We start from the raw sequence: 12,897 nt of genomic DNA, 5'->3' as shown, positions 1-12,897 counted from the left end.
AGGCACGCATGACACCCATCACCGCCACCGGCAGCATGACCACCAGCACGGCGAAGGCCGGCGGCCTCACCAGCGCGGCCGACCAGGAAGACCGCTTCATGAAGCTGCTGGTCGCGCAGATGAAGAACCAGGACCCGCTCAATCCCATGGACAACGCGCAGATGACAAGCCAGATCGCGCAGATCAACACCGTGGGCGGGCTGGAGAAACTGAACACCACGGTCGAATCGCTGCTGGCCGCCTTCAACGGCGCGCAGGTGCAGTCCGCCCTGCAGCTGCCGGGGCGAAGCGTGCTGGTGGAAGGCAGCGCCCTGAGCCTCGCGGCCGGCCAGGCCACCGGCGGCGTGCAGCTCGCCGCCGCCGCCGACACCGTCAGCGTGGACATCCTCGATGCGGCCGGCCAGGTCGTGCAGCAGATCGCGCTGGGCGCCAGCGGCGCCGGCGCGCGCAGCTTCCGCTGGGATGGCCGCACCGCCGACGGCGGCACGGCCCCCGAGGGCAGCTACCGCATCCGCGTCAGCGCCAGCGCCGGCGGCCAGCCGGTGCAGGCCACCGCGCTGACCACGCAACAGGTGCGCGCGGTCAGCAACGCCAGCGACGGCCTGCGCCTCGACCTCGGCGCCGGCGGCAGCCAGCCCTGGTCGGCTATCCGCTCCTTCCTCTGAATTCCAACCCGGAGATCCCATGAGCTTCCAGCAAGGCATCAGCGGCCTCAACGCTGCCTCGCGCAGCCTCGACGTGATCGGCAACAACATCGCCAACGCGAACACGGTGGGCGCCAAGGTCGCGCGGGCCGAATTCGCCGACGTGTACGCCAACGCCACGCAGCACCAGCTCGATAACGCCGCCGGCATGGGCACGCGGGTCGCGGCCGTCACGCAGCAGTTCAGCCAGGGCAGCATCCGCACCACCGAGAACCCGATGGACGTGGCCATCAACGGCCGCGGCTTCTTCCGCGTGGCGGCGCCCGGCTCCGCCGATGCCGCGTACACCCGCAACGGCCAGTTCCAGCTCGATCGCCAGGGCTACGTCGTCACCAGCCAGGGCATGCGCCTGCAGGGCTATGCGATCGACCCCACCACCGGCAAGCCCGGCGGCGTGACGGCGGACGTGCAGTTGCCGTCGCAGGGGATCGACCCGCACGTCACCAGCAGCGGCGACGTCGGCCTCAACCTCGACGCGCGCACGCCCGCGCCGACGGCCACCACGCCGGCCTTCGCGCTGGGCAACGCCGACAGCTACAACAACGCGACCTCGATGGCGGTCTACGACCAGCAGGGCAACGAACACGTGCTCTCGCTGTACTTCCGCCGCACCGCCACCGACAACCAGTGGGACGTGTACAGCGCCCTCGACGGTACCGCGGTGCCGGCGGTGGCTGCCGGCGTGCAGTCGGCGGCCGGTCGCCTGACCTTCGGGGCCGACGGCCGGCTCGATCCGGCGCAGTCCGGCACGCTGAACGCCGGCGTGCTGGGCGCCGGCGGCCTGACGCTGCCGCTGCCCTTCCCCACCTCGACGCTGCCTGTTCCGCCGTCCGCTTCGACCACGACCGCGCCGGTCACGCTGTCCTTCAACGGCAGTACCCAGTTCGGCAGCGCCTTCGGCGTGACGAGCGTGTCGCAGGACGGCTATGCGCCCGGCCAGCTCACCGGCTTCGGCATCGACGCCGGGGGCATGGTGCAGGCGCGCTACTCCAACGGCCGCACGATGCCGGCCGCGCAGATCGCGTTGGCGGACTTCCGCAACGAGCAGGGGCTCGCCGCGGTGGGCGGCAACCTGTGGCGCGCCACGCCCGCCTCGGGCCAGCCCGCCATCGGCGCGCCGGGCTCCGCCAACGTCGGCGTGCTGCAGGGCGGCGCGCTGGAGGAGGCCAACATCGACCTCACGCAGCAGCTGGTGGACATGATCACCGCGCAGCGCGCCTACCAGGCCAACGCGCAGACGATCAAGACCCAGGACCAGCTCACTTCCACGCTGGTGAACCTGCGCTGAGGCCCTGACGCATGGACCGCCTGATCTACACCGCCGCCTCGGCCGCCCGCGCGCTGATGCAGCGGCAGGACGGAATCACCAACAACCTCGCCAATGCGAGCACGCCCGGCTTCCGGGCCGACCTGGTCGCCTTCCGCGCGGTGCCCGTGCGCGGCGAGGGCGCGCCCACGCGCGTCGTCGCGCTGGAGGCGACCGCCGGATTCGACGAGCGCTCCGGTCCGGTGGAGACCACGGGCCGCAACCTCGATGTGGCCGTGCTCGGCCCCGGCTACGTGGCCGTGCAGGCGCCCGACGGCAGCGAGGCTTACACGCGTGGTGGCGCGCTGCAGGTGTCCGCCGAGGGCACGCTGGTGACCGCCGCCGGCCTGCCGGTGGCGGGCGAAGGCGGCACGCTCAACATCCCTGTCGGCACGACGGTGAACATCGCGCGCGATGGCACCGTTTCCGCGCAGCCCGCGACGGGCGCCGCCCAGACGGTGGGCCGCATCAAGCTGGTGAACCCGGCCGCCGCCGACCTGCGCAAGGGCGACGACGGCCTGCTGCGCATGGCCAGCGGCGAGGACGCGCCGGCCGATCCCGCGGTGCGCCTGGGAAGCGGCGCGCTGGAGGGCAGCAACGTCAACGTGGTCGAGGCGATGGTCGGCATGATCGCCGCCGCCCGCCAGTACGAAACCCAGATGAAGCTCCTGCAGAACGCGGAGCAGAACGACCAGCGGGCCTCGCAGCTGCTGGCCCCCGCCCGCTGACGCGGGCCAGGAGAACCCACGATGTTGCGCTCGCTCGCCACCGCCAAGACCGGCCTGGAGGCCCAGCAGACCCAGCTGGATGCCATCACCCACAACCTCGCCAACGTCGGCACCAACGGCTACAAGAGGAGCCGCGCCGTCTTCGAGGACCTGCTGTACCAGAACGTCCGGCAGGCCGGCGGCCCCTCGACGCAGGAGACGCAGCTGCCCACCGGCCTGCAGCTCGGAAGCGGCGCGCGCGCCGTCGCCACCTCGCGCAACTTCAGCCAGGGCAGCCTTACGCAGACCGGCAACCAGCTCGATCTGGCGATCAACGGCCAGGGCTTCTTCCAGGTGCAGATGCCCGATGGCAGCGCGGCCTACACGCGCGATGGCGCTTTCCAGGTCGATGCCCAGGGCCAGCTCGTGACGCCCGCCGGCTTCGCGCTCAACCCGGCGATCACCGTTCCCGCCAACGCGCAGAGCGTCACCATCGGCCGCGATGGCGTGGTGTCGGTGATGTTGCCCGGCGCCTCGACGCCGCAGCAGGTGGGCCAGTTGCAGCTCGCCAACTTCGCCAACCCCGCGGGCCTCGATCCGCGCGGCGGCAACCTCTACACCGAGACGGCCGCATCCGGCACGCCGCAGGCGGGCAACCCCGCCAGCAACGGCCTCGGCGCCCTCAACCAGGGTGCGGTGGAGGCCTCGAACGTCAACGTGGTGGAGGAACTGGTCGCCATGATCCAGACCCAGCGCGCCTACGAGATCAACTCCAAGGCGATCCAGACCAGCGACCAGATGCTGGCCCGCCTGACGCAGTTGTGAGCGCCGCGATGAAGACCTTCGCCGCCCTCGCTGCGGCCTGCCTGCTGGCCGGTTGCGCCACCGTGCAGGCGCCGGCGGTCGACATGCACCCCGCCGCCCCCGCCACGTCAGCGGCCGCCGCGCCGGCTACAGCGCCCACCACCGGCGCGATCTTCAACGCCGGCACGCACCGGCCGCTGTTCGAGGACCGCCGCGCGCGGCTGGTGGGCGATACGCTGACCATCCAGATCGAGGAGACGGTCAGCGCCAGCCAGCAATCCACCACCAAGCTGGAGCGCGCCAACGCGCTGGGCGCCAGCACCTCCGCCCTGCCCTACGCCTCCGCGCGCGTGCTCGGTCGCCTGGGCGTCGATGCCAAGTCCGACCTGAACGGCAAGGCCGACGGCAAGACGGACAGCATCAACACCTTCACCGGCACGATCACCGTCACCGTGCAGCAGGTGCTGCCCAATGGCAACCTGGTGGTCACGGGCGAAAAGCAGATCGGCGTGAACGACAACGTCGACGTGCTGCGCTTCTCCGGCGTGGTCAACCCGGTGACGATCCGCGCAGGCAACCTGGTGAGCTCCACGCAGGTCGCCGAGGCGCGGCTGCAGCAGCGCGGGCGTGGCGACGTGGGGCGCGTGCAGGGGCTGGGATGGCTCACGCGCTTTTTCCTCAGCATCGCGCCGGTGTGACCATGCGCAGCCTCCTCGTCTCCCTGCTCGCCGGCTGCGCGCTGGCGTTCGGCGCGCTGCCCGCCACGGCGGCCGGCGGCGGCAGCGAACGCATCCGCGACCTCGCCACCGTGGCGGGCGTGCGCGTGAACCAGTTGATCGGCTACGGCGTGGTGGTCGGCCTCGATGGCAGCGGCGACGCGGCCACGCAGGTGCAGTTCACGGGCCAGAGCGTGCAGTCGCTGCTGTCGCAGTTCGGCGTGACGCTGCCGCCTGGCGTGACGCCGCAGATGAAGAACGTGGCCGCCGTCATGGTCACCGCGGCCCTGCCCGCGTACGCGCAACCGGGCCAGCAGATCGACATCACCGTCTCCTCGCTGGGCAACGCGCGCAGCCTGCGCGGCGGCACCCTGCTGCTGACGCCGCTGCGCGGCGCGGACAGCCAGGTCTACGCCATGGCGCAGGGCAACCTGGTGATCGGCGGCGCCGGCGCGGCCGCGGGCGGCAGCAAGGTCGCGATCAACCACCTGCTGGCCGGCCGCATTCCCGGCGGCGCCACGGTGGAACGCGCGGTGGCCAACGCGGCGCTAGAGTCCGACGTGATCCACCTCGAATTGAACCAGACCGACTTCTCCACCGCGCGGCTGGTGGCCGAGGCGATCAACCGTCACCTCGGTGGCGAGCAGGCGCAGCCGCTCGATGCGCGCGTGGTGCAGGTGCGCTTTCCGGGCCAGGGCAGCCGCGTGCGCTTCATCGCCGAACTCGAGAACCTGGAAGTGGCGCTGGCCGCGCCGCCGGCGCGCGTGATCGTCAACGCCCGCACCGGCTCGGTGGTGATCAACCAGTCGGTGCGCCTGGGGGCCAGCGCGGTGGCGCATGGCAGCCTCTCGGTGACGGTCTCGAGCACGCCGGTGGTCAGCCAGCCGGCGCCGCTCTCGGGCGGCCAGACCGTGGTGACCGAGAAGGCCGACATCCGCATCCAGCAAGGCTCCGGCGCGCTCATGGAAGTGCCCGCCAGCGCCGACCTGGCCGAAGTGGTGAAGGCGCTCAACGCGCTGGGCGCGAGTGCGCAGGACCTGATCGGCATCCTGCAGGCGATGAAGGCGGCCGGCGCGCTCAAGGCCGACCTGGAGATCATCTGATGCAGTCGCCCGCCGCCCCCTCGCCCTTCGATGCGCGTGCACTGGACGCGCTGCGCACGCAGGCCGCCCGCAACCCGCAGGGCGCCGCGCGCCAGGCCGCGGTGCAGTTCGAGTCGCTGTTCACGCAGATGATGCTCAAGAGCATGCGCGAAGCGACGACCAAGGCCGAAGGCGCGGGCACCGGCGACACCTTCACGGGCATGCTCGATGCGCAGTTCGCGAAGCAGTTCGCCGGCCAGCGCGGCGGCCTGGCCGACATGCTCGAAAAGCAGCTCACCCGTCACATGCAGAACCTGCCTGCCCCCTCTCCCTCCCCCTCCGGGGGAGGGCCGGGGTGGGGGCGCTCCTCCTCCGCCACCTCGACGGCACCCATCCCCGCACCCTCCTCCCCCCACGCGGCCGACTTCCTGCGCCGCATGCTCCCCCACGCCCGCGAAGCCGAGCGCCAGACCGGCGTGCCGGCCTCCTTCATCCTCGGCCAGGCCGCGCTCGAATCGGGCTGGGGCCGCGCCGAGGCGAGGAACGCCGACGGCACCGGCTCCCACAACCTGTTCGGCATCAAGGCCACGGGCGGCTGGAACGGCGCCACCGCCACCGCCGCCACGACCGAGTACGAGACCGGGCAGCCGGTGCGCCGGCGCGAGGCCTTCCGCAGCTACGCCTCCTACACCGAGGCCTTCGCCGACTACGCGTGCCTGCTGGCCAGCCTGCCGCGCTACGCCGGCGCGCTGCGCGGCGCGTCCAGCCCGGCGTCCTTCGCGCAGGGCATGCAGCGCGCCGGCTACGCCACCGACCCGGCCTACGCGAGCAAGCTCGCGCGCACCATCAACCAGGCGCTGGCGCTGCAGCGCGCGACCGGCTAGACAAGCCGTGAACGAATCGCCCGCACCCGCGTGAGGCCGCCATCAACCCCTTGAAGCGACCATGACCTCCTCGCTCCTGAACATCGGAAGCCGCGCTCTCACCGCCGCCCAGGGTTCGCTGGCGACGGTGTCGCACAACATCGCCAACGCCAACACACCGGGCTACTCGCGCCAGGAGGCGGTGCTGGCCACCGCCGGCGGCCTGTACACCGGCGGTGGCTTCTTCGGCCGCGGCGTGGACCTCACCACCGTGCGGCGCCAGTACGACCAGTTCCTCACCGGCGCCGTGCAATCGGCCAACTCGGTGGCCGCGGCCGACAGCGTGCGCGCCGACGGCCTGAAGGCCATCGACGCCGTCTTCGGCGATGGCGAACTGGGCATCGGGGCGGCGCTCGACGCGCTGTTCTCTGCTGCCGGCGACCTCGCGAACCGGCCGGCCGACCTCTCCGCGCGGCAGGTCTTCGTGGCGCGCGCCGGGCAGTTCGCGCAGCGCGCCAGCAGCGTCGGCGCGCAGCTCGCGGACCTCGCCGGGCAGGCCGATGGCCGGCTCGCGCAGGACGCCGCGCAGGTCAACGCGCGCCTGGCCGACATCGCGCGGCTGAACGCGCAGATCGCGCGCGGACAGGCCCTGGGCCAGCCGCCCAACGACCTGCTGGACCAGCGCGACGCCGCCGTGCAGGGGCTGGGCGGCCTGCTGCAAGTGCACACCGTGGCGCAGGACGACGGCAGCCTCGCGCTCTTCACGCGCGAGGGGGCGCCGCTGCTGGTCGGGCAGCAGCAGGCCCGGCTCGAGGCCGCGCCCGATCCGGCCGACCCCGCGCACCGCGGGCTGCGGCTGGTCACCGGCAGCACCAGCCAGTGGCTCGACGCGGCGGGACTGGGCGGCGGTAGCCTGGCCGGCACGCTGCGGCTGCGCGACGACGACCTGGCCTCCGCGATCAACCAGGTCGGCCGCATCGCGCAGGTCGCGGCCGCCGCCTTCAACCGGCAGCAGGCGCTGGGGGTCGACATGGACGGCGCGCCGGGCGCCCCCCTCTTCGCCGCGCCGGCGCCGGTGGCGCGTGCCAACAGCGGCAACACCGGCGCGGCGACTCTCGCCGCCGGCATCGCCGATCCCTCGCTGCTGCAGGCCAGCGACTACGCGCTGCGCTGGGACGGCGCGGCCTACCAGGTCACGCGGCTGGCCGACGGCCAGTCGACCAGCGCGGCCAGCCTGCCGCTGGAGATCGACGGCCTGCGCTTCAGCGCCACGGGCGCCCCTGCCGCCGGCGACACCTGGCTCGTGAAGCCCTTCGCCGCCGCGGCCAGCGGCCTCGCCGCCCGCCAGGTGGCACCCCGCCAGGTAGCCACGGCCTTCCCCGCCACGGTGGTGGCCTCGGCGGCCAATCGCGGCGGTGCGGGGGCCAGCGCATTCGAGGCGCTGCGCGCGGGCGCGGACAACCGCCTGCCCGTCACCATCCGCTTCAACGATCCACCCACGAGCTTCGACGTGACCGGGCTGGCCGGCGGCGAACTCGCCGGCGTGCCGTACACGCCGGGCCAGCGCGTTCCCGTGAGCCCCGCGGACTACAACGGCTGGTCGCTCACGCTCGATGGCGCGCCGGCGGCCGGCGACACCTTCGCGGTGCAGCCGGTGACGGCACCCGCTGCCGACAACCGCAACGCGCTGGCGCTGGCCGGCCTGGCCGCACAGGCGCTGGCAGCGGGCGGCACGCTCAACGAAACGTATGCGGCGCTGGTCGGCGACGTCGGCAGCCGCGTGCAGTCCGGCCAGGCTGCCGCGCAGATCTCCGGCCAGCTGCAGGACGAGGCCGTGGCGCGCCAGCAGGCCGTGGCGGGCGTGAACCTCGACGAGGAAGCGGCCAACCTGCTGCGCTTCCAGCAGGCCTACCAGGCCTCCGCCCGCGTCATCCAGGCCAGCCAGAGCCTGTTCGAATCGCTGCTGGCCGCCACCGGCCGCTGATCGGAACCACACCATGCGCGTCCCCACCCTCCACACCGCCCGCCAGTCCCTTGCCACCCTCGGGGAGCGCCAGGCGGAACAGGCCCGGCTGCAGGAGCAGGTGGCCAGCGGCCTGCGCGTGCGCTCGCCCGGCGACGACCCGGTCGCCGCCGCGCAAGGCGAACTGGCGCGCTCGCGGCTGGCCCGCATCGCGCAGGAGCAGCGCGCGGTGCAACTGGCGCAAGGCACGCTCGCGACGGCCGACGGCGCGCTGGCCCACGGCGTCGACGTGCTGCAGGACGCGCGCGAGGCGCTGGTGGCCGCCGGCAACGGCGGCTACACGGCCGACGACCGCCACGCGCTGGCCGAGCGCCTGCGCAGCGCGCGCAGCGAACTGCTCGCGGTGGCCAACACCCCCGATGGCGGCGGCGGCTTCGTCTTCGGCGGCCAGGGCAGCGCCACCGCCCCGATGCCGGGCAGCACGCCGGCGTGGGCTGCCGTCGCGGGCGAGCAGCGCGTGGGGGAGAACGCGCGCTTCGCGACCACCCTCGACGGCCGCGCCGCCTTCCTGGCGCTGCCCCAGGGCAACGGGGTGTTCGTCACGGCCTCGGCCGCCGCCAACAGCGGCAGCGGCTGGATCGACGCCGGCAGCGTGAGGGACGCGACGCAGCTCACCGGTCACGACTACGCGATCGTGATCGGCGGCGCGCCCGGCGCCCTGAGCTACTCGGTCCTCGACACCACCACCGGCGCGGCGCTGGCGACGGCGGTGCCCTTTCGCAGCGGCGCCGGCATCGAGGTCGCGGGGCAGCGCGTCGCGATCTCCGGCGCGCCGGCGGCGGGCGATGCCTTCCGGTTGCAACCCGCGGGGCAGCAAAGCGTGTTCCAGACCCTGGACGACGCCATCGCGCTGCTCGAGGACGACGGCCTGGCCTCCGGTGCCTACGCCGAGCGGCTGGCGCGCGTGCAGGCCGGCGTCGACGGCGCGCTGGAGGGGCTGCTGCTCGCGCGCACCCGGGCTGCCGAGGATCTGCGCCTGGCCGACGACGGCGCGCAGGCGAACGCGCAGCAGGAGGTGGCCGTGCAAGGCCGCCGCAGCGACCTGCGCGACCTCGACCTTGCCCGGGGCATCTCCGACCTCCAGGCGAGCCAGACGGGACTGGAAGCCGCGCTCAAGAGCTATGCCGCGGTGGGCCGCAAGTCGCTGTTCGACCTGATCTCGTGACGCGCGCGCCGCGCTACGACACGTGGCGCACCAGCTGCGCCACGGCCCGTGGCGCCACGTTCAGCAGCACCCCGGCTTCGGCCAGGTCCGCGACCAGCGCCGGATGGCTCCAGCCGCTTTCCAGCCGGTCGGCCATGCGCACGGCGACGGCCACGGTGCGCTGCGCCGCCGAACGCGCCGGCTGCGCGCACGCCAGTTCGCCCAGCGCCGGCGCGACCTCCCAGGCCCGCAGCAGCGCCGCCGACAGCGCCGGCAGCGTCAGACCGAGCACCTCCTGCTGCGCGCGCTGAGCCGGCAACCCTTGCGACTGCAATTCGCGAATGGCCAGGGCTGCCGCGGGCGCCTGGTGCCAGAGCTGCAGCGCGCCGACGCGGTGCACCAGGGCCGCGAGCTGCAGCGCTCCCACATCCTCGTCCTGGCGGTGCATCGCGAAGCCGGCGGCGATGCGCGCCGAATGGCGCGAGCGCGCCAGCTCCCGCAGCGCCCCCGCAAGGGCCCGCGGTTCGTCGGCCAGGCCTTCCTCCAGCACCGGCGCCCCTTCGACCGCGGCGAAGAACGGCTCGATCCCCAGGTGCACCAGCGCCGCCGTGACGGTGCGCGCCGGGGTGGCGAAGCGGCCGGTCCCGCGCCGGCCCGCGGCGGCGAGGATGCGCACGGCCAGCAGCGGGTCGGCCAGCGCGAGTTCGGCGATCGTGTGGGCGTCGGCCTCGTCGCGCCGCCGCGCCCACGCGGCCAGGGCGTGGGCGCTCGCGCGCAGCACCGGCGGGTTGCAGGCGGCGAGGCGGTCCACCCAGGACGGGCTGTCGGCTGAGGCTGGCATGACCGGGTTATCGGCCCGCGCCGCAAGTCCTGAAGCGGCTGGTGCCCGCGCCTGCAGCCGTCCGTCGGCGTGGCCGTCCTGCTTCTACAAGCCGCGACGCACCTGCCGATAAGCAGGGGATGGTCGCCCCGAGCATGCCGGCTGCGTGCAGGGCAGCGGCCGCGTCTGGAGAGGCCCGCGCGCAAGGCGGGCGTGAGGAGGACTGCGATGCGAAACGAAACGAGGGCGCGCTACGCGCCGGGCTCCGTGCGCGAACACATCGCCGGGCCCGTGCGCGGCTACTACATCGCCCTGTACGCCCACCAGTCGAGCGACGGCTGCGCCGCCTACTTCAAGATCTGTTGCCAGCAGCCGCCAAGCTACTGGGAAGCGGCGTGCCTGTTCAAGGGCTGCGGCGCGGCGCTGGCACCCGACCTCGAGCGGGCGATGCTGATGGCGCAGGCCGTCGCGTGCGAGGCGCTCGGCAACCTGCCGCCGGCGCAGCGACCCCGCGCGTAGGGGGGCGTTTCCATCCGACCGCCTGCAGCGACCGCCCATCGTGCCGCACTGCAGCTCCGCGCCCGCGTGCCGAAACCACGGACATGCAAGGCACCTGGTACCGGCGGAAGGTGCACCCGGTCCTGCGCGCGGCGGGCTGCGCCGCCCTGCTGGCTTGCGCGCCGGCCGCCGCGGGCGAGGCCCAGGCGATCCTGCAGGTGAGCATCACCGTCACGGAATACGTGCACGTGCGGCCGCTCTCCGCGCTGCCACCGCTGGAGGTCGCAGCGTCGGCGATCCGGCAGGGGTATGTCGATGCGCCGCTGCCGCTGAAGCTCGAGATCATCACCAACAGCGCCAGCAGCATGGCGGGCCAGCAACTGCAGGTGCACGTGGCCTCGCCGGCCGTGCGCTCGGTGACCCTGCTCGGGTCGCGCGGTGCCGCCGCGGAACAGGCGACCTTCATCGCGGCCACGCCGGGGCGCGGCATGCGGCGGGTGGAGGTGCAGCTGTGGCTGCGCCTGCATCTCTCCGACGCAGCCGTTCCGGGGACCTACGGCTGGCCCATGGAGGTTTCCATGACGCCCTTGTGAGGCATCGGCCCCCGCGTGTACTCGGTCCACGCGGCATGCCACAGCGCCAGGGCCTTGTCGTGCACCGCGATGTGGGCCTCCAGCCAATCCGAAAGCAGCGAACGGAACGCGTGCAGGCGCGCCATGGTCCACGGCGCCGCCGACGCCCGCAGCTGCTCGACGCGGGCGGCGAGATGGGCGTGCTGGTGGCGATGTTCCGCCCGGTCCGGATAGCTGCTCTCGTCCATGAGCCGCTCCTCGTGCACGAAATGCTCCTGCAGGAAAGCGTGCAGCGCGTCGATCGCCTCCGTCGCGCGCGAGAGGTCCAGCCGCGCCAGCAGCCCATACAGGAAGCGATGCTCCTGGTCGATGTCCGGGACACAGGTCCGGAGGGATTCCTGCCAATGCGACACTTCAAGGCTCCAGCTACGGCCGCCTACCTTACCGGCACTCCGCGCCATGCGATTGATCCGGCGCAAGCAAGCCCGCGCAGCGCCGAAACGCGCATGCATTTCAGTGCATTGCATTGCAGTGCAACCTAAGGAAGGTCTGAACAACTCGAGATCGCAGGTCGCTCATGCTGGCGCGATTCGCGGAAGCTCGCCGAATTCATGATTTCGCGACCGTCCGAGGTGATTTTCGGGCGCCTTCCGCGCCCTCATGCTGCTTTCGGACGCACCACTCCCGTCATCGCCATCAGCTGCTTTCGCACCATCCACAAATTCGACAGCGCGAACAGCGTCACGGCGTGCGCCGTGTTCTTGGCCAGGCCACGGAACCGCACCTTGACCAATCCGAACTGGCGCTTGATGACGCGGAACGGATGCTCCACCTTGGCGCGGATGCTGGCCTTGCGGTGCTCTTGCTTTTGCACCCGCTTCTTCGCTCTGCCCTCGGGCATCTTGGCAATGTCGCTGGGCCGCGCAGCGATGTTCCATTGCAGGTCTTTGCGCTCCACGCGGCTCGGGGCTCCGCGATAGCCGGAGTCGGCCCAGACCTGTTCCTCTTTTCCATGCAGCAGATCGGCTACTTGCTCCACGTCCGACTCGTTGGCTGCGGTCGTCGTGACCGTGTGCACCAGGCCGCTGTCAGCGCGTCCACGCCGATGTGCGCCTTCATTCCGAAGAACCACTGCTCCCCCTTCTTCGTCTGGTGCATGTCAGGGTCGCGTTCCCCCTCGGCATTCTTCGTGGAGCTGGGCGCGGCAATGATCGTCGCATCCACGATGCTGCCTTGCTTGAGGAGCAGTCCCTTGCACGCCAGCAGCGCGTTGACCGGCCTGAAGATGTCGTCGGCCAGGTCGTTGGCCTCGAGCAGATGCCGGAAGTTCAGGATGGTGGTCTCGTCCGGAATCAGCTCGTTCAGGTTCAGACGCGCGAAGCTGCGAAGCGAGGCGATCTCGTAGAGCGCCTCCTCCATCGCCGGGTCGCTCAGCGCAAACCAGTTCTGCATCAGGTGAACCCGCAGCATCGAATCCAGCGAGTACGGGCGGCGACCGCGGCCGGCCACCGGGTAATGCGGCTCGATGATCTTGAGCAGCACCTTCCACGGCACCACCAGCTCCATCTCCTGGAGGAACACTTCCCGCCGCGTCTCCTTCCGCTTGCGGGCGTACTCCGCGTCCGAGAAACTGATCTGGCTCATCGCGCACAGGCTCC

The 12,897-nt window shown here is 72.4% G+C and carries 14 protein-coding genes; 11 read left to right on the top strand and 3 right to left on the bottom strand.

Annotation, left to right across the window (positions count from 1 at the left end; genetic code table 11):
* Positions 1-8 precede the first annotated feature (8 nt).
* The 9 genes from JI746_RS07040 to flgL all read left to right on the top strand — a co-directional run bounded on the left by JI746_RS07040 (position 9) and on the right by flgL (position 9,370).
* Entirely contained in the window at positions 9-665 is a 657-nt protein-coding gene (locus tag JI746_RS07040) for a flagellar hook assembly protein FlgD (RefSeq protein WP_201688087.1), read from the top strand.
* Between the two features lie 19 nt (positions 666-684).
* Positions 685-1,992 carry a flagellar hook protein FlgE gene (gene flgE / locus JI746_RS07035; RefSeq protein WP_201688086.1) on the top strand — a complete coding sequence of 436 codons (1,308 nt, stop codon included), beginning with the start codon at positions 685-687 and terminating at the stop codon, positions 1,990-1,992.
* Positions 1,993-2,003: 11 nt separating this feature from the next.
* Positions 2,004-2,738 (top strand): flagellar basal-body rod protein FlgF, encoded by a 735-nt coding sequence (gene flgF, locus JI746_RS07030; RefSeq protein WP_201688085.1) that lies wholly within the window; start codon positions 2,004-2,006, stop codon positions 2,736-2,738.
* 21 nt (positions 2,739-2,759) lie between these two features.
* Positions 2,760-3,542, top strand: coding sequence for a flagellar basal-body rod protein FlgG (gene flgG, locus JI746_RS07025; protein WP_201688084.1), 783 nt, complete (start codon positions 2,760-2,762; stop codon positions 3,540-3,542).
* Between the two features lie 8 nt (positions 3,543-3,550).
* Positions 3,551-4,219 (top strand): flagellar basal body L-ring protein FlgH, encoded by a 669-nt coding sequence (locus tag JI746_RS07020; RefSeq protein ID WP_201688083.1) that lies wholly within the window; start codon positions 3,551-3,553, stop codon positions 4,217-4,219.
* Positions 4,220-4,221: 2 nt separating this feature from the next.
* A complete protein-coding gene (locus JI746_RS07015; protein WP_201688082.1) occupies positions 4,222-5,340 on the top strand; it encodes a flagellar basal body P-ring protein FlgI in 1,119 nt (372 codons plus the stop codon).
* A complete protein-coding gene (gene flgJ, locus JI746_RS07010) occupies positions 5,340-6,203 on the top strand; it encodes a flagellar assembly peptidoglycan hydrolase FlgJ (RefSeq protein ID WP_201688081.1) in 864 nt (287 codons plus the stop codon). Before JI746_RS07015 ends, flgJ begins: the two co-directional genes overlap by 1 nt.
* A 61-nt stretch (positions 6,204-6,264) precedes the next feature.
* Positions 6,265-8,166 (top strand): flagellar hook-associated protein FlgK, encoded by a 1,902-nt coding sequence (gene flgK / locus JI746_RS07005; RefSeq protein WP_201688080.1) that lies wholly within the window; start codon positions 6,265-6,267, stop codon positions 8,164-8,166.
* A 13-nt stretch (positions 8,167-8,179) separates the two neighbouring features.
* On the top strand, positions 8,180-9,370 hold the full coding sequence (flgL, locus tag JI746_RS07000) for a flagellar hook-associated protein FlgL (protein WP_201688079.1): 1,191 nt from the start codon (positions 8,180-8,182) through the stop codon (positions 9,368-9,370).
* A 13-nt stretch (positions 9,371-9,383) separates the two neighbouring features.
* On the opposite strand, the gene JI746_RS06995 is transcribed toward flgL, so the two are convergent.
* Positions 9,384-10,190 carry an HDOD domain-containing protein gene (locus JI746_RS06995; RefSeq protein ID WP_201688078.1) on the bottom strand — a complete coding sequence of 269 codons (807 nt, stop codon included), beginning with the start codon at positions 10,188-10,190 and terminating at the stop codon, positions 9,384-9,386.
* 207 nt (positions 10,191-10,397) lie between these two features.
* Here JI746_RS06995 and JI746_RS06990 point away from each other — a divergent pair, with 207 nt between their 5' ends.
* Together JI746_RS06990 and JI746_RS06985 are read left to right on the top strand one after the other, a co-directional pair.
* On the top strand, positions 10,398-10,688 hold the full coding sequence (locus JI746_RS06990) for a hypothetical protein (protein WP_201688077.1): 291 nt from the start codon (positions 10,398-10,400) through the stop codon (positions 10,686-10,688).
* A gap of 83 nt (positions 10,689-10,771) precedes the next feature.
* On the top strand, positions 10,772-11,260 hold the full coding sequence (locus JI746_RS06985; protein ID WP_201688076.1) for a hypothetical protein: 489 nt from the start codon (positions 10,772-10,774) through the stop codon (positions 11,258-11,260).
* Here JI746_RS06985 and JI746_RS06980 read toward each other — a convergent pair.
* Positions 11,221-11,652 carry a bacteriohemerythrin gene (locus tag JI746_RS06980; protein WP_201688075.1) on the bottom strand — a complete coding sequence of 144 codons (432 nt, stop codon included), beginning with the start codon at positions 11,650-11,652 and terminating at the stop codon, positions 11,221-11,223. The genes JI746_RS06985 and JI746_RS06980 overlap by 40 nt on opposite strands.
* A gap of 245 nt (positions 11,653-11,897) precedes the next feature.
* Positions 11,898-12,883, bottom strand: a protein-coding gene (locus JI746_RS06975) for an IS5 family transposase (RefSeq protein ID WP_236599622.1) whose coding sequence is annotated in 2 segments (ribosomal slippage) — positions 11,898-12,332 and positions 12,335-12,883 — 984 coding nt in all. Because the reading frame shifts where the segments join, the coding sequence is not laid out codon by codon here.
* Between the last annotated feature and the right edge of the window lie 14 nt (positions 12,884-12,897).

The sequence above is a fragment of the Ramlibacter alkalitolerans genome (genome assembly GCF_016722765.1).
Lineage (GTDB): Bacteria > Pseudomonadota > Gammaproteobacteria > Burkholderiales > Burkholderiaceae_C > Ramlibacter > Ramlibacter alkalitolerans.
Note: the sequence above shows the minus strand (reverse complement) of the source record. Positions and strands in the feature narration are given on the sequence as shown.

Bases quoted from the DNA above. Each gene is read 5' to 3' on its own strand.
- JI746_RS07040 (WP_201688087.1), top strand. From the start codon at position 9: ATGACACCCATCACCGCCACCGGCAGCATGACCACCAGCACGGCGAAG.
- flgE (WP_201688086.1), top strand. From the start codon at position 685: ATGAGCTTCCAGCAAGGCATCAGCGGCCTCAACGCTGCCTCGCGCAGC.
- flgF (WP_201688085.1), top strand. From the start codon at position 2,004: ATGGACCGCCTGATCTACACCGCCGCCTCGGCCGCCCGCGCGCTGATG.
- flgG (WP_201688084.1), top strand. From the start codon at position 2,760: ATGTTGCGCTCGCTCGCCACCGCCAAGACCGGCCTGGAGGCCCAGCAG.
- JI746_RS07020 (WP_201688083.1), top strand. From the start codon at position 3,551: ATGAAGACCTTCGCCGCCCTCGCTGCGGCCTGCCTGCTGGCCGGTTGC.
- JI746_RS07015 (WP_201688082.1), top strand. From the start codon at position 4,222: ATGCGCAGCCTCCTCGTCTCCCTGCTCGCCGGCTGCGCGCTGGCGTTC.
- flgJ (WP_201688081.1), top strand. From the start codon at position 5,340: ATGCAGTCGCCCGCCGCCCCCTCGCCCTTCGATGCGCGTGCACTGGAC.
- flgK (WP_201688080.1), top strand. From the start codon at position 6,265: ATGACCTCCTCGCTCCTGAACATCGGAAGCCGCGCTCTCACCGCCGCC.
- flgL (WP_201688079.1), top strand. From the start codon at position 8,180: ATGCGCGTCCCCACCCTCCACACCGCCCGCCAGTCCCTTGCCACCCTC.
- JI746_RS06995 (WP_201688078.1), bottom strand. From the start codon at position 10,190: ATGCCAGCCTCAGCCGACAGCCCGTCCTGGGTGGACCGCCTCGCCGCC.
- JI746_RS06990 (WP_201688077.1), top strand. From the start codon at position 10,398: ATGCGAAACGAAACGAGGGCGCGCTACGCGCCGGGCTCCGTGCGCGAA.
- JI746_RS06985 (WP_201688076.1), top strand. From the start codon at position 10,772: ATGCAAGGCACCTGGTACCGGCGGAAGGTGCACCCGGTCCTGCGCGCG.